This is a genomic window from Bacillus salitolerans (assembly GCF_042680805.1).
Taxonomy (GTDB): Bacteria; Bacillota; Bacilli; order Bacillales; family SA4; genus Bacillus_CJ; species Bacillus_CJ salitolerans.
This window is the reverse complement of record NZ_JBHUEM010000003.1, coordinates 162606-184048: the sequence shown is the minus strand read 5'-3', so window position 1 is coordinate 184048 and position 21443 is coordinate 162606. Positions and strand designations below refer to the sequence as shown.

19 protein-coding genes, 1 tRNA gene and 1 pseudogene are annotated in these 21443 nt (G+C 32.6%); 6 read left to right on the top strand and 15 right to left on the bottom strand.

Translation table 11 applies throughout. From position 1 onward, the window contains the following. Window positions 1-21: 21 nt before the first annotated feature. The 5 genes from ACFSCX_RS02525 to ACFSCX_RS02505 are packed head-to-tail and all read right to left on the bottom strand — an operon-like array spanning window position 22 to window position 2466. On the bottom strand, window positions 22-327 hold the full coding sequence (locus ACFSCX_RS02525) for a hypothetical protein (RefSeq protein WP_377926527.1): 306 nt from the start codon (window positions 325-327) through the stop codon (window positions 22-24). Window positions 328-356: 29 nt separating this feature from the next. Then, window positions 357-713 (bottom strand): hypothetical protein, encoded by a 357-nt coding sequence (locus tag ACFSCX_RS02520; RefSeq protein ID WP_377926526.1) that lies wholly within the window; start codon window positions 711-713, stop codon window positions 357-359. A gap of 29 nt (window positions 714-742) precedes the next feature. Then, window positions 743-1537: a hypothetical protein gene (locus tag ACFSCX_RS02515; protein WP_377926525.1), complete on the bottom strand. Its 795-nt coding sequence runs from the start codon at window positions 1535-1537 to the stop codon at window positions 743-745. Window positions 1538-1568: 31 nt separating this feature from the next. Further along, on the bottom strand, window positions 1569-2033 hold the full coding sequence (locus ACFSCX_RS02510) for a hypothetical protein (RefSeq protein ID WP_377926524.1): 465 nt from the start codon (window positions 2031-2033) through the stop codon (window positions 1569-1571). 16 nt (window positions 2034-2049) lie between these two features. After that, window positions 2050-2466 carry a hypothetical protein gene (locus tag ACFSCX_RS02505; protein ID WP_377926523.1) on the bottom strand — a complete coding sequence of 139 codons (417 nt, stop codon included), beginning with the start codon at window positions 2464-2466 and terminating at the stop codon, window positions 2050-2052. Window positions 2467-2679: 213 nt separating this feature from the next. Here ACFSCX_RS02505 and ACFSCX_RS02500 point away from each other — a divergent pair, with 213 nt between their 5' ends. After that, on the top strand, window positions 2680-3537 hold the full coding sequence (locus ACFSCX_RS02500; RefSeq protein WP_377926522.1) for a hypothetical protein: 858 nt from the start codon (window positions 2680-2682) through the stop codon (window positions 3535-3537). Between the two features lie 26 nt (window positions 3538-3563). Here the strand turns inward: ACFSCX_RS02500 and ACFSCX_RS02495 are convergent, their stop codons facing one another. Beyond that, window positions 3564-4220 (bottom strand): hypothetical protein, encoded by a 657-nt coding sequence (locus ACFSCX_RS02495; RefSeq protein ID WP_377926521.1) that lies wholly within the window; start codon window positions 4218-4220, stop codon window positions 3564-3566. 409 nt (window positions 4221-4629) lie between these two features. Here ACFSCX_RS02495 and ACFSCX_RS02490 point away from each other — a divergent pair, with 409 nt between their 5' ends. Beyond that, window positions 4630-5604, top strand: a complete 975-nt coding sequence (locus ACFSCX_RS02490) for a hypothetical protein (protein ID WP_377926520.1) — start codon at window positions 4630-4632, stop codon at window positions 5602-5604. Between the two features lie 183 nt (window positions 5605-5787). Here ACFSCX_RS02490 and ACFSCX_RS02485 read toward each other — a convergent pair whose 3' ends face one another. Genes ACFSCX_RS02485 through ACFSCX_RS02475 form a run of 3 tightly spaced genes read right to left on the bottom strand, consistent with a single transcriptional unit; the run spans window position 5788 to window position 8119 of the window. Beyond that, on the bottom strand, window positions 5788-6594 hold the full coding sequence (locus ACFSCX_RS02485) for an SIR2 family protein (protein ID WP_377926519.1): 807 nt from the start codon (window positions 6592-6594) through the stop codon (window positions 5788-5790). Continuing rightward, entirely contained in the window at window positions 6594-7145 is a 552-nt protein-coding gene (locus tag ACFSCX_RS02480; protein WP_377926518.1) for a non-canonical purine NTP pyrophosphatase, read from the bottom strand. Before ACFSCX_RS02480 ends, ACFSCX_RS02485 begins: the two co-directional genes overlap by 1 nt. 8 nt (window positions 7146-7153) lie before the next feature. Continuing rightward, window positions 7154-8119 carry an amidohydrolase family protein gene (locus tag ACFSCX_RS02475; protein ID WP_377926517.1) on the bottom strand — a complete coding sequence of 322 codons (966 nt, stop codon included), beginning with the start codon at window positions 8117-8119 and terminating at the stop codon, window positions 7154-7156. A 343-nt stretch (window positions 8120-8462) separates the two neighbouring features. Here ACFSCX_RS02475 and ACFSCX_RS02470 point away from each other — a divergent pair, with 343 nt between their 5' ends. The 3 genes from ACFSCX_RS02470 (at window position 8463) to ACFSCX_RS02460 (ending at window position 11098) form a co-directional block, all read left to right on the top strand. After that, window positions 8463-8699 (top strand): hypothetical protein, encoded by a 237-nt coding sequence (locus ACFSCX_RS02470; RefSeq protein WP_377926516.1) that lies wholly within the window; start codon window positions 8463-8465, stop codon window positions 8697-8699. Beyond that, window positions 8683-10410: an AIPR family protein gene (locus ACFSCX_RS02465; protein ID WP_377927057.1), complete on the top strand. Its 1728-nt coding sequence runs from the start codon at window positions 8683-8685 to the stop codon at window positions 10408-10410. The genes ACFSCX_RS02470 and ACFSCX_RS02465 overlap by 17 nt, the downstream gene beginning before the upstream one ends. Before the next feature lie 292 nt (window positions 10411-10702). Then, the gene (locus ACFSCX_RS02460; RefSeq protein ID WP_377926515.1) at window positions 10703-11098 is read left to right on the top strand and encodes a GNAT family N-acetyltransferase; all 396 of its coding nucleotides are present in this window, start codon (window positions 10703-10705) and stop codon (window positions 11096-11098) included. Between the two features lie 132 nt (window positions 11099-11230). Here the strand turns inward: ACFSCX_RS02460 and ACFSCX_RS02455 are convergent, their stop codons facing one another. Further along, window positions 11231-12628 carry a serine hydrolase gene (locus ACFSCX_RS02455; protein ID WP_377926514.1) on the bottom strand — a complete coding sequence of 466 codons (1398 nt, stop codon included), beginning with the start codon at window positions 12626-12628 and terminating at the stop codon, window positions 11231-11233. Between the two features lie 827 nt (window positions 12629-13455). Further along, window positions 13456-14448, bottom strand: a complete 993-nt coding sequence (locus ACFSCX_RS02450; RefSeq protein WP_377926513.1) for a hypothetical protein — start codon at window positions 14446-14448, stop codon at window positions 13456-13458. Window positions 14449-15098: 650 nt separating this feature from the next. On the opposite strand from ACFSCX_RS02450, the gene ACFSCX_RS02445 reads away from it, so the two are divergent. After that, window positions 15099-16214 (top strand): tyrosine-type recombinase/integrase, encoded by a 1116-nt coding sequence (locus ACFSCX_RS02445; protein ID WP_377926512.1) that lies wholly within the window; start codon window positions 15099-15101, stop codon window positions 16212-16214. Between the two features lie 109 nt (window positions 16215-16323). Here ACFSCX_RS02445 and ACFSCX_RS02440 read toward each other — a convergent pair. The 4 genes and pseudogenes from ACFSCX_RS02440 to ACFSCX_RS02425 all read right to left on the bottom strand — a co-directional run bounded on the left by ACFSCX_RS02440 (window position 16324) and on the right by ACFSCX_RS02425 (window position 21309). Continuing rightward, window positions 16324-16395, bottom strand: a tRNA-Val gene (locus ACFSCX_RS02440). Between the two features lie 821 nt (window positions 16396-17216). Then, window positions 17217-18257, bottom strand: a complete 1041-nt coding sequence (locus ACFSCX_RS02435) for an exocyst complex component Sec10 (RefSeq protein ID WP_377926511.1) — start codon at window positions 18255-18257, stop codon at window positions 17217-17219. A gap of 156 nt (window positions 18258-18413) precedes the next feature. Beyond that, window positions 18414-19463, bottom strand: coding sequence for a PIN domain-containing protein (locus ACFSCX_RS02430; RefSeq protein WP_377926510.1), 1050 nt, complete (start codon window positions 19461-19463; stop codon window positions 18414-18416). Between the two features lie 571 nt (window positions 19464-20034). Then, window positions 20035-21309 (bottom strand): annotated as a pseudogene (locus ACFSCX_RS02425) (IS110 family RNA-guided transposase). Window positions 21310-21443: the final 134 nt, after the last annotated feature.

Here is a 21443-nt window from a genome sequence, read left to right as displayed (position 1 = left end):
ATGCTTTCCCTCCCTCTGTTATTAGTCTTCAATTAATTGGGGAATTCTAGGTAAGCCTTTTGTTTCAATATAAAATACTTCAATATTATGGACATGAATATCCCACTGACGATTCTCTAATTCTGCTATTGTTGTAACTCTTGTGTCTAATACCACATAATCTTCTATAACCTCAACAATTTTTCCAATAAAAACAAATGGAAAGGAAGGCGTTAAAATCAGTGCATTTTTACCTATTCCATTGATAAATTCCTGAATCAAGGACTCATCGTGTATATCATTAATAGATGGCCGATTAAATCGGTTGTAACTACTTTCTTGGGTCATAACAATTCCTCCCTACTTGTATAATTTCATTATGTTAACGGGAATCGGGTATTCGGATCAAAGTCTGGAGTGAAGTGGGCAATTTTTTCTAAAGGAATACTTAATGGGGTTGGGAATTCAAAAAATGGAGCATTAATAATCTTAATAATAACGGGATATAGTGTGATATGACCTTGCTGTACATCAAACAGAGTGCCGGTAAAAATAGGCCTAAACGTCTGCCCAAACAAGTTTAATTGATCAGACTCGGTAACAATGAGAATATTTTCTCCTACGATTTCTTTTAGCTCCCTAATCAACCGATCCTCTCTTACTTGTTTCTTATCATGATCTTGCATCAACTCATCCTTCTTTTCATGAACTTTATATTCCTTTGCACGAGACATGTTGTCCCCTCCCTTTTTCAAGAGTTCGATTATTTTTCATGTACAAAGCCTTTTATGACTTCTGACAATATACTTATTACTCGCATTGTCTCGATATATTTCACTTCAAGTAATGGGATCTCTATCCTTTTTCCCATAACCTCCATAACCAAATGGTTATCTATTAATCCTTTCATTTTCCCGAACTTTTTCATTTCTTCATTTATATAAACAACTGCCCACGTTTCACTCCAAGTTTGTAAATTGGTTTTTAAGGTTTCTTCAAAAAATTGTTGCTTGAGCAGGTCACGCTTTGAGACCGTTTCACCAAATTGATGTATCAGTTTGTTTCTCAAATTATTATCAAAAATAAAATGCTGGTGAGTATTTGAGTAATTTGGGATTCCATAAGGGATATTAGCTGAATTTATCGATGTATACGGAATCCACATTCTTTCTCTTAAATTGGTAAGCATGACAAAGTCACGTCCAATTGTACTAACCTTCCCCTCTTTATATAACGATTTTGTACCGCATTTCAGATACACTTCTACTTGCTGATTCCTTTTTGATTTAAAAAACTTTCGATATTTCAATGTTTTTCCTCTTGTTTCATCATGATTTGAAATATTAAACATGTTTGCTCGATCAATATACTCCATTAAAAGACGTGTTTCTTCAGTTGTTTTCCCAGTTGTTGGAGAAGTAATCCCTTGGCCGTTTTTATCATTAAATTCATTAATGATATCCTCTTTTATCATTTCTTGTTTGCGTTTTTTCAACAAATCCTTTTTATACTCTTCTAGGAATCTCTTTCTTTTCTTGTCTTGTTTTGTTTCCTCCACATCTCTCCCTCCTTTTGTGCATAAGTTCTCCTTATACAGTAAGTGAGTAATACACTATACTTATCGTTATAACAACAAGGCATGTTCCAAAGAGGCTAAACGTGACCATACTTTGCTCAAGACTCATAAAATACGAAGGTGGTAGACTACATAATGAAGGATTTTGAACAACAGCACTTAGCATCGTTCCCATTATGCTTCCAATAACCCCGTGAGTAAATCCTGAAAGGAGGGATTGAAAGGTAACAAGTGCCCCAAAAAATATTCCAATAGCTCCCCCTACTAAAGCTGAAAAAAAAATAATGAATGAGAGCGGAACGGGTAATAAAAAATGTAAAATCATGGCGATCACTAAACTTAGAATTCCGCTACAGCTCATAGCCATAATCATTCCAAATCGATCACTAAACAGCTTTCTTTTTCGGGACATAATGATAAAGATTGTTAAGCCTATTAAACAATTAATTACTAACATGACAATCAGCACTAACTTCATAGGATCCCTCTTCACATTATGTTTGTCTAACTGATAAGAGGAGTAAAAATAATGAAAAAATAAAAATCACTTCTAAAAACAAAAGAAAAATTGGATCTCCCTTTGCTGCAGCTCCTATCATAGGAGCCATAATTCCCATCATCATTCCATTTACATAACCTGTTAACAATGTTTGGTAATCAAATAAACCTCCGATAAGAGCACCAAAAGTCATGCCTATAAAGGTGGTTACAATGGTGATGAGTACATACTTTAATGGAAATTGATAAATGAAGATGACACCTGTCATAATGGCCAAGAATCCTCCAACCATCGTTGAGATGTTCATTCCAAGCTGAAAACCAATCAATTTCCTGAACCTATATACGTACAAGTAGACCAACAACGTAATCAAAATATTTCCGTATAATAGAAAACCTAAATGTAGTATCACCAACTATCCACCTCTTGACATGAACAGACCTCTGTTTTAACAATTATGTAGCAAGGGCTTGTCATATTCTCATATCCTATGTCTTTTCATATATTGAAACTCATTGTTAGTTGAGGAACCAATAATTTTTTTCTAAATTATTACAGTCGTTATAGATGCCCATTCCAAAAAGGAATGCTTCCATATACTAGGTGTATGAACTAGTGAAGGAGTGTGGCGAAGATTAGACGTTCCAAATTGCAAATAAGTCGTCATCATGTAGAATGGAAAGAGAAAAGAGACAATAGTATTTTATGCCCTGACTGTGTTCCACAAGACGAGGATGAGAGTCTCTTTTGTTCCCCTTTTACATGTCCAGAGAGAATTCCCCAACCAGAATTTCCTTCTCCAAATAGTTCCTTGCCACCAGAGGAATTAGAGGAATTAAATGAATGTATTGAAAAGGCAAATCGATTATTATTAGCTTTAGGCTTGGAAAGAGATGAGGAAAACTTAAGAGCTTTTCAGGATAGTCTTAGAGGATTAAGAAAACAGTGTATAAGTGTAACAGTTGCCTGTCAGGAAGAAAAACAACCTTTGAAACGGACAGGAACTATTGTAGATGCAGGAGTTAATTTTCTCATTTTACAAACAGATGTTGGGAATTTGCTCTTGATTCCGTTTGAAAATATTGTTCAAATTAAACATTTAGATAATCAAATTCCAATGATTGAAGATCAAGAATTACTTGATATTAATCAATGCCTAAGACGGGCTATTACTCTTCACTTCAGTGAGATTGTGCCAAAAAGTCCATTTTTACTTAATCTCTTCTTCGGTATAGAATTGTCATTATTTCTGGAAAGCTATATTGGCTGTTTACTTTATGTAAAAGAAAAAGATGAGGAAAATGAAATAGAAGGAACTTTGCTTTTGACCGATAAGGGAAAATTAGAGTTAAGTGTTGAAGGTGAAAAACGAGGAATTGATTTTGATGAAGTATGCACAATTGAAATTGAACAGGAAGCCCTGACTACTAGATTGTTTGATTGTCACATAATAAATCATTACACAAAAGGAATCCTTTATTAATGAAGGATTCCTTTTTAAAACGCTTATTATTCAAACGCTAATTCAAGCTTGACTCTACAACCTCTATGACGGAATAGCTCTAAGTTCACACCATCATCTAAGCCAGCTAGTCTTAATTCAATTCTGTCATCGCAAAAAGGGATGGCGAAGTCACAAAAACAAGTGAATTTTGGAAGACAATCGTTATCATGGTGGTGAAGAGGTCCACATTTTTCACAAAGTATTTGCTCGTGTTTGTTAATATAGAGTTTTGGATCTACAAATTTTGAATGTTTTCGTTTATGTTGGTTGTTTTGGAACTTATCGTCCTTTTTACAATCGCATGGCTTTTTCCTACATCGTCTACAAAATTCTTCACGACTTAAATGACGGTGATTGTCCTTGTCAAAATCGTCATGATCCCTCATAAATTGCACACAACGGCATGTATGATGATGACACTTCTTACAAATCCGCTCACACTTTGGATCTACCCATGTAATCTTTGAAATTTTATCAGTTAGTATAGTTACAACTTGGTTATTATCAAGCAGTAAATTTACATAATCGATACCGATCTGATCTATTTTCCCCTCTAAATTTGTTAGAGCAGTAAGTTTTTGATCTTCTTGGAAAAACTTGAAACTTGCAGTATCTAGACTGTTTATAGCATAGTTAGTCTTTATTTCTTTTTTTAAATACATTTTTTTCCTCCTTTCTAGTTAATGTAATATATGAAACTTACAGTCCTGTGGTGCTCTAGGGTAAAGGAGGAAATCTCTTATAACTGAACAAGCATTATTAAAAAATAAAAAGCCAAAAGCTCCTGCTTTTGACTTCCGAAAGATGACCTGTGAGGGACTTGAACCCCCGACCCCTTCCCTGTCAAAGCGAATTATGGGTGTTAAATATATTTATTTTTTATAGGTATCACCAATAGTGTTTAAAAAACGTTGTTATATCAAGGTTCTTTCTAAAATGAAATTTGATAGGTTGTTCCGAGTAAATCAAGCGGTACCATTTGGGTACCAAATTAGGCACCAAATACTAATCCTCTTTTGGTTGATATGGCAAGCTTCTAAATCATTTTATCAACCTAAGGAGAAGTTAATTATGGAAGAAGAGGTTAAGAAAATTTTATTAGACCGAGATGAATTATATAAATTATATATTACTGATGATTTTTCTATTAGGGATATCGCAAAGATCCTAGATGTTAGTGAATGGACTGCAAGAGAATACTTAAATAAAAAACATGGCATTTATAAATCTCTAATTAAACCAGACCCTAATAAACATATAACGGAACAATTTCTAAGTAATAAAGAATGGATGCAAAATGAATACCTGATAAAACGAAAATCAGCTTACCAAATAGCTAGAGAACTTGATGTTAAATATGGTCGTGTTGATAGATGGATTTGTAATCATGGTTTTTATGGTTTAAAAACTTTCAAAAATACGTGTAATGAATCAATGTTTAACTATAAAAATCCAATTTTTTGCTACTTTGCTGGCTATGTAGCAACAGATGGATATATTGATATAGGTACAACTCCAAGGGTTTCATTAAGATCTAATGACAAATGTTCAGAACAATTATTTAGAATGTTAGCAAACTATTTCGAATTTACAGGGCAAATTAGGTTATATAAAAAGAGTTATGATTTAACCATTACTTCTCAAAAGTTGGTTAATGAACTAAATAATCACTTTAACATTACGAACGCTAAAACAAAGACTTTAAGATTCCCAAATTATTTTTTCAATGATAAGTGTGCAAGTATGTTTTTTAGAGGCGTAATTGATGGAGATGGTAACATAAGAAAAGATGGCGGGGTTAGAATTTATTGTGGATCAAACGACTTTATGGATGGGAGTATTGCTTTCCTAAACACACAGTTCAATTGGAGGGTAAAAAAAACATATGTTAGTAAAAAATATCCTGGCTTTTCTCTCAGTGGTTTAAAGTCAAAACAATTATTAGATTGGGTTTATAGGTATGACACAACCTATCTTCTCCAAAGAAAATATGAACGGTATTTAACCACAAGCTGGCCTAAAAAGAAATATAAACGCAAAAACTAGAGCCCCTTCCAATAAGAGCTAAATAAGAGTTAATATAAAAAGAAACCTACCCCTGCAAGACAAGCTTGGGTAGGTTTCTCAATTGTTAAAGTTTTCATTAAGCAGTTAAATAAATATTTATATTAAATCACTAGAGCGGTGAAGTTTCTTCCCGTAATTCATAATCATAAATCAACGCAATTTTTAATTTAAATTCTTCAAAAGATCACTTAAAAACGTTGTAAGAGCTTCTTTGGGATTATCCTCATTTGAGGATATAGTCTGTATTCCCCTTCTCTCTAATATTTTTTCTTTTATTGGATTTGGTTTTTGTAAAAAAACATACGATTTTGGTTGAAGGCTAGAATGCGGTGATCTCTCCCAAAGTTGGTTAACTTTAAATAACAAATATTTTATATTTATATCATTTAGGCTGTATCCAATGAATAATATCGACTTTCCTAGGATATCAGATCTTAGTTTAATATCTAATGGGCCTTCAAAATTTAACCTTTCAAAATAACTCGATTCGGTTAGTACAATAGAGGTATCATCGTTAAAATCCCCATGAAATTTGATTATCTGCGTTTTAGAAGGCTTTATATCGCTAATATTACCTACGTTCATAATTTTTGTATACTTTACATTATAATAATCATACGCCCTTTCAAGCCACCGATCATAATTAGTGGTATAAATTATTGGGAAGTCCAGTTCAACAATTAAACGATGAATATCAGATTCTTCAATTTTAATATTATGGTTATGCCAATTAATATCCATCCAACTTCTTAGTTCTCCAATAGCCCCTTTTTCTATTGCATAGTACTCGGCTAAGGACAAGTAATCTCCATCCCCAAGAGTATTGAAGATATCAGGATCATACCCAAGTTCTTCTGCCATATGATTTATTAAACCCCTAAAGGTTGGTAAACCAAGATTAGCAGAGACTCCAGAACCCACAAACAAAATTACATTCTTATCTTGTATTGCTTTTATTAAATCCTTCATTACTCTACTCCCTTTAGGAACGTTGCAAATTTATCCAGAGCTCTTCTTCTCATTGATATTTCATTTTTTTCCTCACCTAGTTCAGCGAATGTTTGACTATAACCTTCTGGAATGAATACACAATCCCATTGAAAATCTCTATTTCCTCTTGGTTCAACAGAAATGTTCCCTTTTATTTCTCCATCAAATATCTGTATTTTTTTACCGTTTACATAGCCTATTAATGTTCTTGCCACAGCTGAAGTATCTGTTGTTTTACCAAATAAATCACAAAATTTGTCTGCTTCTAGCCTATCCCAAAATATTTGGGTTAAGCCCCCTGGCAATTCATTTAGATAATTCAAATACAAACCAGTGTGTTCGACAAACAGTGGTCTTCCAAGTATTTCAAAGGCTTTAAGAGAATTATCTTTTAAAAGCTTTATAGGATCTTCTGTTTGAATTTCATCTATTTTTATATTTATTGGAACAATATTAACACCAATATTATTTAGAATCTTGTTTGCCTCGATGATCTTAAACTTATTCCCAGATAAAAATCTAATATCCAATATGAATCTCACCCCCGCCAAAAAGAATACTTATTGTTTCTTTCATACATTTTTTCTAAGATATCTGCCCTTTTAAAATGATTTAGGAATAATGTATATTCATCAGATAAAGAAGCTCCATGAACAGATGGGTTATCCGTACATAAAACAAATGGTATATCCCACTCTAAAAATACTTTCAAAGGATGCTCCTCAATGCCTTGTACATACCCAGTTCTAAGATTACTAATTAGGCAAACTTCAAGGCATATATCCTTCTCTATAATTAGGTTTAGTAAATTTTCTGACTTAACTGCTGCACTACCATGGCCTATTCTCATGGCACCACAATTTTTAATTGCCCATTCTACATTTTCATGGTTACCTGTTTCACCAGCGTGAATAGTAATACCTAAGCCTAAATCTTCTTTTGCTCTCAAAAAGAATTTTTCAATTGAGTATGGTAACTTTGTGTCTTCATTTCCCGACATGTCAACACCAACAATCACATTATCAGTGTTTACCTTTCTTATAGCCTCTAACAACTGATTGACATTCACTTCTAATAATTCGTGCCTTGTCAAAGATAATATTAACCTTGCATTGATATCATATAGGTATGACTGTTCTTTTATTGATTCAATCAACCAGACTAGTGCTTCTTCAAGTGAAATCCCATTTATTTTGCTTATATAAAAAGGAGAATTTCTGAACTCTATATAACTAACATTATCTTTTTTTAGATTTTCGAAAGCACTTTTAACCATAACAGTTAAGCATTCGTACCCAATCGGTAATTTTTTAAAAATATCCCATGGTTTAAAATACTCTATTAATGAACCAACTTTATTAAGCACTTGTAAATCACTGTTCAAGTCAAAGCCATTAGGAATGTCAATATCAAATTTATTGCATAGTTCGATAAAAATCTGAGTTGATACTGTTCCGTTTAGATGTGCATGTAAGTCTATCTTTTTCATTTCTCTGATATTCATATAACCCACCTAAGAAATACACATTTGGTATATTTTTTTTATGTATAACATAAATTCCCTTCTTAAAATATTTATAAGAAAACCGCTCATAACTGCTGTTATGAGCGGTAAAAAACACCAATTTTATAGATAACAAAGTAAATAAACTTCAAAATTTATCTTAAAAAGATTTAGGTAGTACTATGAATTTTTATACTGAATTTCCAAAGCCCCTCTGATACTTTTTATTCACCTAAAACTCCTCAAAAAATCAACCATAATTTATTACTATTATTTTATTATTATTATATAATTAACCTTAATTAACATATTTTCCAAAAAATGTTTTAAGGAGGCTGAGTATATGGATGGATTAATACAAGAATATTATGAGATGTATCAAGGTTTACCGAATTATAGACCTATAGTAAGGAACAATATTAAAGAGGATGCATTTACAATTGCTGTTCTTGAAATTATGTATAAAAAAATACTCAATTTAGATTTCAATGCATCAAATGTGGAAAGTATTTCTAAATATATTGTAGCTCCACCAGATGGTGGGATCGATATTTTCATTGAATATGAAGATAAGAGATGATTATTACTACGACATAATTCAAGTTAAATACACTACATTAGGTCAACAAGATATCAAGCAATGTTTTGCAATGATTCAACGTACTATTAAAGACTTCTTAAAAGATCCGCAGTCTGTTCATAAAAATCTAAGAGAAGTAATAAGTCGTTCCAACTTTGATAATACATACAAAAATAACTGTACATATTATGTTGTTCATAATGGAGAGCTTAATTTCGCATCTGGATTAAAAAAATTTGAGAGGATTGTTACCTCAAATGAATTAAAAATATTACAACAAAGTCTTGATACTGACTCTGTGCCAGAAGAGATATTAAAATCAGATGGTTTCAACAATTTCATTTCCTATAACCATAATAATATAGAAAACACAGAACAAGCATATCTATGTAACTTAAACGGCTATGATTTAGCAAAATTAAATAATAAATATACAAGTACAGAATTAGGAAAGAATATATTATTTGGTCAAAACCTTCGTGATTCATTAGAAAATAAATCTAAGACATATGATTCAATGAAACAAACCATTGATACTGAACCTGAAAAATTTTGGTTTTATAATAATGGAATAACAATAATTGCAGAGGGTTTTAATGCGGATGCAGTTCCTTTAGTTCGTATAGAAGGTAATGAACAATCAAACAAAAAAATTGATTCTGTAACTCTCGAAAATTTCTCTATAATTAATGGTGCACAAACAACAAGTTCATTGGGGATTTATTTGAAAGAAGCAGAAATAAATCGTGATGATGACAAGATTAACAAATTAAAAAATGTTTATGTCTTAACACGTATATTGGTAATTAACAAAACTGAGTTAAAAAACAATATATCGATCTATAATAACATGCAAAATCCTATCACCAGCCGTGATATGGTTTCAAATCGTCCAGAACAAAAAAAGTTGTATGAATGGTTAATTAGTGGTGATAGACCTAATATCCATGTCGAGATCAGACGTGGTTCTAACCCACCATCACATTTAAATTTACACAAACATCAAATAACTACAAATGAAACGTTAGCACAATTAGCCTTTGCATCGTTTTATAGAGAACCTTATACAGCTAAAGATAAGAAGCGAACATTATTTAATAATGATTATTCAAAAGAAGAGTTTACTATAAATGAGGACTATCATAAAATTTTTAACTTTCATGATGAAAACGATAAGTGTGGTATTCTTTTTAAGAAAACTAAATCAGAAATTGATGAATTGTTATTTGTTGCATATCTTTATAAAGAGAGTAAGAAATATCTAAAAAAAGAATATGAACAAAGGTTGGACAAGCAATATGCCATGTTGAAGAATGCAGATGAAGATGAACAACAAAACATTAACGATTTTATTATTAACTATAAAACTCAAATAGCCATAAATAACATTTGTTTCTTTTATTGCATAGCACTGTACTATGAGTTTAAAACTCAATTCGATGATGATAATAGTAAAGTATTTAACTACTCAGCATACTATGATAGAAATACTCATTTCAAACAAAGTTTGATTGAAAGTTTCTCTCAGCTCTTCCTATCAAAAACAATTGAAATTATTAAAAATGAATCTGCTGGAACAGCAAATGTAGGAAACTGGATTCGAAGCAAAAAAAGTGAAGACCTATTTATGAAAAAATTACGTCATGAGCTTGCAGTTAACTTATCTTTTTCCAATTTATACAGAAATTTCGTTAATGAATACAAACTATAAAATGAAGGGTGTCTCAATATTAAAAAATGATATTGAGGTGCCCTTTTACTTTAAACTTTAGGTCAATTCCATAAATATGTGTTTCTGGAAATAAATAGAAATATGTTTCGGCAGTATGTTTACAATTTCTTCAATCATACTCAAAACAGAACTGTATAGTCGCTTATATTTATACATAATTATCCAGCAGTGCAAATTGATTTAACAGAGGCAGGATTGTTGAATTAGGATCAAGACTTCATATAAATAAAATAGCATATTTATATGAGTAAGGAGTGGAAGGGGGAAAAAAATGAACTATAAAGTAATAATAAACATTCCAGTAACTCATAATGAAGTTCCTCAATTAAGAGAACTTGTTGGTTGGGGAAGAAGAGATGATGATTACCCATTATTGTTAGAACGTTGCAATTTTTGGGGTGGGATTAGAGATGAAGAAAATAAACTGATTGCCTTTGGGTATGTTTGTGGAATGGGCTTAGAACATGGTTATATGGAAGATATAATCGTTCATCCACAATATCAAGGACAGGGAATTGGAGTAGAGTTGGTAAAAGGATTATTACGAGAATCCGAACGATTCGGATTAGAAATTGTAACGGTGACATTCGAGGAAAATAATACTAACTTTTATAAAAAATGTGGATTTACAACTGGTTCAGGAGGAGTATGGCAATCAATTAAATAAAAAACCTTGTTGAATTAAAGGAGAGCAAGAGTAAAAATATGGAGTTGTCGATTTGTGACAACTCCATTTTATTAATAAAGTAAGGTTGTTAGAGCTTAAGATGGGGCTATAATAAAGTAAATTAATATTTTTTTAATCATTTATTTTCTTAAAAAACTGCCTGTAATGAAATTGCAGTCGGACAATTTGTCTATCATCATTACGGATAAATCTGACTACTTTACTTTGGTCTCTGATTAATGCTAGAAATGTATCTTCCCCAATACAATCAACAGGAATGTTCCCGAATTGAAGATTTTCGTCATTTAGAGTTACTTTTAAACGTTCTCCCCCAATTGATGTATAAATCCCAACATAATCTTTTAATTCATTCGGATTCCATTTTGTACTGTTTTTTAAAGGACTATACTCAAATTCTAGGTTTTTTATTACATTGATTGCTCCATTTAATATGGTTGGTGAAGGAACACCAGCTAGATTGGTTAAAATTACCCCTGTTAATCGTCTTTCTGGGATTACACAAAAATGTGAAGAAATTCCTTTATGATTTCCATCATGCTCAATTAAAGTTTCCCCATAATGATTAGGTGTTACAAATAAGCCATAGCCATAATACTTTCCTGGAAAAACTTCAATATGCGGCTTAACCATTAACTGAACACTCTCTGGTGATAATATCTGGTTTTCACCTACTTTTCCATTATTCCAAAAAATCTCTCCATATTTTATCATCTCTGTAACATTAGATTTTAAGTAACCAGCTCCTCTCATTGCTGGAGCATCCCACCATACAGGAGATTCAAAGATTTCTTCTCCTTTTTCAGTCTTTCTAGAAGCATATAGTGAGGTAACATTATCATAACTTTCTAGGTCTCTCACTAAAAAGCAAGATTTATCCATACCAACAGGTTTAAATATCTTCTCTTCAATGTAATTCTCAAAGTGTTTTCCGCTTACTCTTTCTATAATTGCTCCTAATAGAGAAAAACAATCGTTTGAATAACTAAATTCCTCACCAGGTGAACCCAATAATTTAGTATCCTGTTTTGAGATAAATTCAATAAGATGTTCGTAAGTATCTATTGAATCCTTCTTGGAAAGTTTGCTCGAAAATTCATGAGCAGTTGGATCAGAATCTATCGTTTTTTTATTTGCAAGTAAAATTGATGGTAAAGGGGGAAGCCCAGTTGAATGGGTCATAAAATGGTGTAATGTCATTTTGCTTGCTGCACATTCAGGTAAAGAAAATTCAGGAAGGTATCTTATAACGGGATCATGGATGGATAATTTTCCTTCTTCTTGTAACTGTAAAATTGCAATACATGTAAATGATTTCGTCACTGAGGCTATCCCAAAAACTGTGTCCATAGTTACTGGCAATTGATGTTCTACATTTCGGAATCCATATACTTTTTCATATATAGGTTCCCTATTTTGTGATAGAGCTATTGCCACCCCTGGCACTTTGTATTTTCTTATTAACTCCTCTGCCTTTTTTTCAAAGACAGTAAATTCAAGTCGCCTCTTCATTTTATGCCCCCTTTGGAATCTAAATAGTTCTTTTTATAATATTCAATAAGAAATGTCCATATTTCTTAATATAAGGAAATGAAGAGGAAAACCCTCACGGTGTTCTTCTGTCCCATTTTCCACTGGATATTTTCGGTATATTTGTTGAGAAAGATAGAAATTGTTGTTGTTACACTTAGAGCTTTAACACAATAAGTATTAAAATTAAAGAGCCTAAAATATGCAAGTCTTTATGCACTACTTGCGTATTTTGCTCCTTTTACAGTCATAAAAAATACAGCCATTATTTGCATTTTTTAATTGCCAAATACAATAATGTTTGCTGTGTGCTGTGGCCAATTCCGCACATAATAGATATTATGTGCGGTTTCTTTTTCAACTATTTCTTATAAGTGCACCAGGGGGGTATTATGTAGCGGATTAGTGCGTATGAGGTTTAATTGCACCACGCACCACTCTAAAATTTAAGGAAAGAAAGTGAAGCTAAGTAATTTGTTATAAATATCAAAATCCTCTTAAGGGAGAACCTCAATTTTAATATGATAATAGATATTTTAAAATCAAAATAATTTCTTAGTATTTATCATTCCAATATGTCGTGCTCCATTAGGAGCACGTAGTCTTAGAATATGGCTTTTATTAAAGATACTTATATTATTATACTTATATTATTTGTAGGCATTCTTAACTCTCCACCGTATTTGGATAGTACCTCACCCTAGGTATATTTTTTGTATAGGGGGATATCAAAAAAATATAGGAGACCAGTGTCAAAAATGCCTAATAAAAAACCCTCCTAATAATTGGAGAGTTGGCAATATTATAATCTATAGACTGTGCTTCTCGATTAGTTCAAATATCTTACTGGTTATATATTTCCCTCTAGCAAAACATTTTTGATCATTAGTAACTCTATTACCCAGTTCATTAACATGATATTCTGCATCTATAAATATTTGGGTATTTTGGTATCCTAGAAGATCTGTTTGTTCCTCCATTTTATAAGTTAATGGTATCTCATCAAATAAAGGATATCCGAACTTCTCTTCAATTACCTGTGTTCTAATTAAAGTAGCTTCACTAAAAAAGGTATCAAATGCTTTGTCTTCCTCAATATTCATTTGATTCAACCTACTTTTAAATATTTCGATAAAGTGCGAATCCCATAAAATATCTATAGGGATACCAGTTCTACTCTCAATATGATCAGATAGACGGTCACAATATGTGATATATAAATTGGGACAATCTCTATCCTCAGGGAAATCAAATAAATGTTTTATATATAATCCATATATGTCAGCTTCTGTATCTATTATATCTTTTCGAGGTTCCATAAAATCCATAATAGCACCATATAGCTCTTCATATTGTATTACCCCCCTATACTTTTCTAGAATTATCTCTACACAGTAATCAGTAGCCTCACTCATTATTAAATAAGGATTATAAAACAGGTTCTTTACTCGATAATGGTTTGTTCCTAAATCTCCTCCACCGATTTGCCATTCAATAAACCCTTTGTCCCTTAATGCTGTTAAGGCCTTCTTTATTGAAGTTGTGCTTTTCTTTCGCAACTTGTAAGCAAGTCGTTTATGACCAGGAAAAGCGTAGTTTATTCCACCCATAAGCGACATTAATTCTTGCAACAATCTAATTTCCAAGTCTGATACCCTTGAACACCTTATTATTTTTTGCGGAGAAATGACATATCCTTTATTTGCAGCTAGCATCTTATTTTGTTCAAGTGCTATATCTGTTAATTTGTCTGTTATTGATTGTGCTTTCCAACTCTTGTTACTAAGTGTTAAGTTATTCATAGGTTTTTCCTCCATATACATAAATTTTGACCGTAGAGGGGTATTCCTCTGGCCTAATTTCTATATACGGGTACCAATCTAATTAGTTAAGAGAAAATGCACCACCCTTCAGTAAAAATTCCTTATAGGTAAAACATCACCCCCGTTGAAAAGTTATATAAACCCTTTTTTCTAGGCACTGGGGGGGATTTCCAATAAAATATGACATATTTTTTCTTTAATAAAATAAAATTTGATTCTATTTAGCATTGACAATTATTTAGTGAACCTTCCGTACGAGAAACTATCACAATTTTTACCTCGAAATAGGAAAATTGTTACAATTAGTAAAAGATTTAGTATTATGTACTCCTGTCAAATTAACATTGTACTGACCAAACACCACATGAGCTCTAAATCTTGGTAATGAATAAAATTAGAAGTAGTTTAGGTGTTTAGGAGCATTCGTTTATATAGATACAAATTTTTATTATCATATTCACTTAACTCTCCCCCCCAAACAAGCGTATCTAGTTTAAGAGCTCGATTTTATAAATGCTGGGGGTATTTACTATGGAAATTATTGTGAAAAATAATGTTATTTGCTACATTATGTATATAGAAGCTTGTCATACCTTTAGAGGACATCTAATCGAGAGGGGATGTCACTTATGGGTTTTGTAAAAAAAGATGGTTCTAGTTGGTATTTCATGACCGAATTAGAACCCAATCCTATAACAGGTAAACGAAGAAGAAAGAAAAAGCGGGGATTTAAAACAAAGAAGGAAGCTGAAAGAGCTCTAGCAATGATAGAGGCAGAAGTTCACAAAGGAAGTTATTTTGAGCCTTCTTCTATTCAATTTAAAGACCATCTACAAGACTGGTTTAAGAGTAAGAAAACCAGTATCAATATCCAAACAGCTGATACCTATCAGACTTACATTACGAACAGAATTATTCCTTGTATTGGTCATATAAAGCTTTCTTCATTAACTCCTGTAATGCTACAGAATTATGTTAATGAACTAAAAGAAGAAGGTCTAGCAAGCGCCACCATTAAGAAAATATACAACATAATCAAAGGCTCGCTTGATTATGCAGTAAACATGGAGCTATTACCCTCTAATCCTATTAAAAAGCTTCAACTACCAAAGGATATGAAGAAAGAAATGACTGTGTGGGAAGTCAGTGAAATAAATGCTTTTCTTAAAATTGCTAGTAAAGAGAGGCTTTATCCTGCTTTTCACTTGGCAATCAGTACTGGAATGAGAAGAGGCGAAATCTTAGGAGCAAGGTGGAAAGATATTGACCTTGAGAATGGAATGTTATATGTTCGTCAGACATTGACTAAGGATGGAAAACAGTTTCTTAGCGGAGCTAAAACGGAGTCGAGTGTACGAAGTATAAAGCTTTCAAATGAAACAATTTCAGTTCTAAAAAAGCATAAGACAAACATTGCGAGAGAGAAACTAAGTTGTGGACCTGAATATGTTGATTATGATCTAGTCATTTGTACATCAAAAGGAACACCTGTTAATCCCGCTAATTTAAAGAGAACATTTCAAAGATTGATTAAAGAAGCAAATGTTCCTATGATTCGTTTCCATGATTTACGTCATACTCATGCAACAATGCTTCTAGCAGGAGGAATACAGGTAAAAGTAATTTCTGAACGTCTAGGGCATAGCAATTTTAAAACAACACTAGACATATATTCTCATGTTCTTCCAAATATGCAAGAAGAGGCAGCCAATAAGATTGACTCTTTACTTTCCAAAACAAATTAAAATGCTTTGGTACCAAAATGGTACCAGTGAGGTAATTTTAACAAGAAAGTAATGTTCAAAAAAATGAAAAGAACCACCTTCCAAAATATTGGAAAGTGGTTCAAACCTATGAGCGATGAGGGATTCGAACCCACGACCCCTTGCCTGTCAAGCAAGTGCTCTCCCACTGAGCTAATCACTCGTAATAACATGACCTCTACCCTGTCAATTTAGTTACTAGTAATAATCTGAATTTAGCTGAGTTAAATATGTTTAATCAAGTCTGATTTAATAAGGTTTTGGAAGGTTTTTGATTCAACTCTGTTAAATAAGTAAAATTCAATAAATTAATTATGTTAGCAAATATGTTTGCAAGTGGTCTAATTTTTGGAGTTCTTGAGAGGCTGGTTGAATTACTCCAACTAGCCTCTATTTTCATTTTTGAGTAATATTGTACACCCTTATATCTAATACTTCTTCTTTAACTAAAGCCCCCGTTCGTATTATAAGGTCAGCCAGAAAATATTTCTGGTTGACCATTTTTTATATCGAGATATGATTACGGTAGCCGGGGTAGAACGTAAGCCCCCGTGGGATTCGATCCCGTCAACTAAACAGTTCGCCCCCTACTTATAGAAACATGTTTGAGGCTGGTTGGGACAATGATCTCGTATAACAAGCGAAGCTATGACACTATAAGAAGGATTTAGGGGTTACCGGCAAATACGCAAATATAGGAGGAGATTTAGCTTAAGTACATTTCTTCACAATAGAATCGAATTATTGATCTTCTTTAATCCATTCTAATTATCCGTTGTGCTCCTTTAGAATATAGATTGATATATATACTCTCTTCTCTCCATTTACAATAACAATTAAGTAACATCTTTTTGAAATGAGATTGATTAAAAAGATGGATTACTTTTGGATTATTACTTTTTGAATTAAAGTCCTCGGCCGGCTATAACATACTTTTTAGTGAAAGCAATTGGTAGTTTGAAGTGGGATATTCCCCTTCTTTTTCTATTTCCACCATTCTGTTTTCCAGTATCCACTCTCACTCAAGGAATAATTAATCCAAGTAGCTACATTATTAAAGATTTGTTGAAGTCCAGATGCTACTTTTTCATCGTGTTCAGAAACCCTACTTAATAGGTTTAGATACCTATCCCTAAATGAAGGATGACTTTGATTAGGCTCTTCAGGAGTTTTATCATATATAGCCAGCATTAATAATACTATTAAGGGAGCTAATAAATTATTGTCGTTTCTTTCTTTCATCCCACTAATTAATAGATCAAGGGCAAAATTATCTGCAGCAAATTCATCTAAATGCAATTGATTAGAAGTAACATCTGCAGGTACGAATTTTGATACAATGTTTCTTCCAGTCGACTCTGTATGTTTTAAGAAATGATGACCAATTTCATGACCTAATACAAATTTCATACCTGCTTCATACAATTCTGATGCTATATTTAATCTAGGAGAATTATGATCCTCCTGATTCTCCTGATCATTCTGTGCAACTTCTGTAGCTTTTTTCAATAGTGCTTTCTTGTCTATCAAATACAATAATAATTCAGCCATTTCTGGAAACAACTTAACTCTTTCTCTCTCAGAACTAATTTGCATACCATAAACATAGTATGCAACCAGATCAGAAATTAGATGAATATTTAATTCCATTTCAAAATGCATTTTAATTAAATAACCTTCAAATTCATCATTCATGTTTATTGCTTCTACATTGACTCCCGGTTTGCCAAGCATTCCAACCCAAATTTGTTTTAGCTCATTAACGAGGTCGTCTTCTGCACCTGTAATAAAATCTAGAATTAGACTATTAATAAAAAAGTCATTACTGTACCACATTTCTCGTCCTAAACCTGAATTTATTGCATTTCCAAAATCCTCTTGTTCTTTTAGTATTTTAAGCAATTTATCTTTAAGATAAGGATTTTCGTCCTTGTTTATTGCTTCTGCCAAATGGTTATCCCAATCTTCCACTCCGCCTAGGAATCCATCTATAAATCTCTCTTTTGCAAATTTTTTATCTTCCATTTTGTTCCCCTTAATATTTTTTTAGTACGTAATCAAACAACAATCACATACCTTTAATTGTACTTTCTTATTTACATTGATACGTTTTCTATTTTAATTAGGTTTCATTGGAAAGAACTTTTACTAAACTGTAATTGTCGTACTTCATAAAGATACTTATAGAAATTCTATTTCTTTCTCTACATAGTCAGACATTTTTTCTTCATTAAGAGAATATGTTATATCACCCTGTAGATATATATTTGTACTGCTGCTTTCCGACATCATCCCGTCTCCAGAATCACCTCTTTCGAAAGATGGGTCTATCGTTTCTATACTAAAACTAACACTTAACTCTACCCCAAATGAGATTAATAATTCATTCTCTTCGATATCAAAAGTAACTTCAAGTATCTCGAAGTCCATATCTTCAATGTAACCGTCGGTACCCCATCCACTAAAATATTCTCCTTCAAACTCTGAATTCATTAAGAGATCTTGGATTGTATAATCTAAAAAAGAATTTCCATCGAAAAAGATCCTTAATTCGCTTTCCAATAGTTCGTTATCATACTCGTAATTATCAATGAAGTAATCATGTAAGTTATCTTCTTCATGTTCAAGAAATGCACCCACTGAATTGTAAAAAAGCAGGCCGCAAATATCATCTACTATATCATTGTGTATTTTATTTTTACTCTTATCGGCAAAATCTGAAGTATTGTTTGAAATGAACACTACAGTCTCCGGATTTTCATTTTCACAATATTCAACAATACTTTGCCAAATGATGGCATCTTGAAAGGAGGATTTACTTTCTCCGAAAGGTTTAATTCCTTTAAAGTATCTCTCTGATATTTGAGTAGTAACATGTTCTCCAGTTGGATAACCAACTATTTGTATATTATTATTTTCAATCGTCTCATCTAGAAATTGTTTATAATTCTCAACATACTTTTCTGCCTTTAGTTTCTCCATATCAAACAAATCGACAATTCCTAATTCCTCAATTTTTTTACTTACACTATTTCTAACCTGTCGCACTTCTTTTATTGCTGGTCTGACGTTATCTCTATATTTTTTTATGATTTCGTTATAGTTAAATTCAGTAATACAAAGTTTAACTGGTTCATGATTAGTGAACTTCAGTAATTTTTTTATAGCGCTACTTTTAAAGAAATAATCGTTATGTACAACATTAGTATCTATAAAGATTAAGTAACTCATTTGCCTCTCCTTTTGTCGGTTTTTTTACCTAATATTCGACAAGAAAGGATATATACCTTTTACAGCTATATAAAAAATAATTATGATCCTACTTCTACAATAAACCCCTATAAGGCAAAAATTAAAAAGCCAATAGAAAACTCTGACTTTGGATATGATACATTATTCAACTCCCTCAGTTTGATACAATTATCTCTTAAATGCTCACTTATTCGCAGGATTTCATCCCCTTTGAAATTACGTCAACGATTGTACGGAATGATTTTAGATCCTTTTGGCTTCGTGAAGGCATAGTTAAATAAAGGAGTCGTTTAATCCTCCATATTCTACCATATAATGTACTTCTCCACGCCGCCCCTGGAGGCTTTCCCTCCCATGTCTCAACGGGTCAATCGCCCTTTCATTCCTTCGTCATGCCTATCCAAGGGGTGGAGGCCAGTTATGCTAACCTGATGGGTCACATTGCCCTTTTGTTGAATAAATCTGGTACTCCGTACATATTTGAAATCCTACGAATAAGACAAAATTCAATATTTATTACTACTTTTATAAAGACTTTTTGATTATACTTCTATGCTGCTAGAGGCATAGTTTCTTGCAATTTACTTGGGTTGTAAGCTTCATTGCGCTTAGCTATACCTACAAAAATTCTTGCTAATTTACCAATCAACTTCATAATAGATTTCATTTTCTTCATCTTTTTGACCTTCACATTATGTGCATGAATGGCTTTAAACTCTGGATTGTTAATCACAAGGCTAACTGTTGCTAGGAAGAGGAAACGCAGTAGTCTAGACCTCCCTCGTTTGGAGATCACAATCTGTCCTTTCCATTTTCCTGAGCTTGCATCCGCTAAATGTAAACCTGCATGACGTAAAAGAGAGTTCTCGTGTGAGAAACCACTTAGATCCCCAGCTTCTCCTAAAATTCCACCTAATGAAATCTCACTAATTCCTTTAATCATAAGTAGTTTCTTTGCGAAGGGTATTTTGTAGAGAACTTCTCTAATTTGTTGTTCAACTCTATCGAGTTGTTTAATAGTTAGGTCGTATTCTTCTAGTAATTGTTCTAAATGAAACTTATAAGCATCTAGTGCTTGAGCTGTTCCTATTGATGATTTTGCCAATTGAATGAGTAGTTGAGCTTTTTTTGGACCAGGTTGTCGCTGCATTAGTGACTTCCATCCCCTCATGACATCTAGAGGTTCTAATAAAGCTAGTTCAGAAGGTGTTGGAAACAATCGAAGTGTTGCGATTGCCCCTTTACACGTTATATCTTTAAACACTTGTCTAAGTTCTGGGAAGACAATATCTACCCATCAATGAATCTGATTGGTTGAGCTTACAATTCGTTTTACAACCACATCTCTATTGGAGATTAGAACTCTGAGCTTTTCGAAGGACTCTGAGGATGGACTAATATATGAATAATAGCCGTTTTTCACCATGTCAGCGATCACGAGTGCATCTTTCTTATCACTCTTTGATTGGGTATTATCGCGATTTTCTTTATTCCTTTTTACTAGATGTGGATTTACAGTTACTACTTCAATAGCTTGTTCAGCTAGCCATTTCGATATATTCTTCCAATAGTGACCAGTTGGTTCCATCCCAACAATGGCTGCATTTAAATTCTTCATTTCTTGTAGACTACGAATCCAATTTAATAATCTTTTGAAACCAACTTCACTATTTTCAAATGTAAGAGGATCTCCGACAATAATTCCACGGTAATTTATAGCTCGTGCAACATGAAACTGTTGGGCAATATCTACTCCAATAATTAAATGTTTATCGGAAATTCTTTCTAATAGTTGATTTTGTTTGTCTTCCATTTTAAAATTCATAGTAGGGCTTCCTCCTTAAGACTCTGAGTTAGAGTGGTTTCTATACTCATATCTTACTGAGGGACTCTTTTTATTTCAAACCTGATATTTAACGATCTACAGGAATGCTAACCTTCCTCGTTAGTCAAATGTAA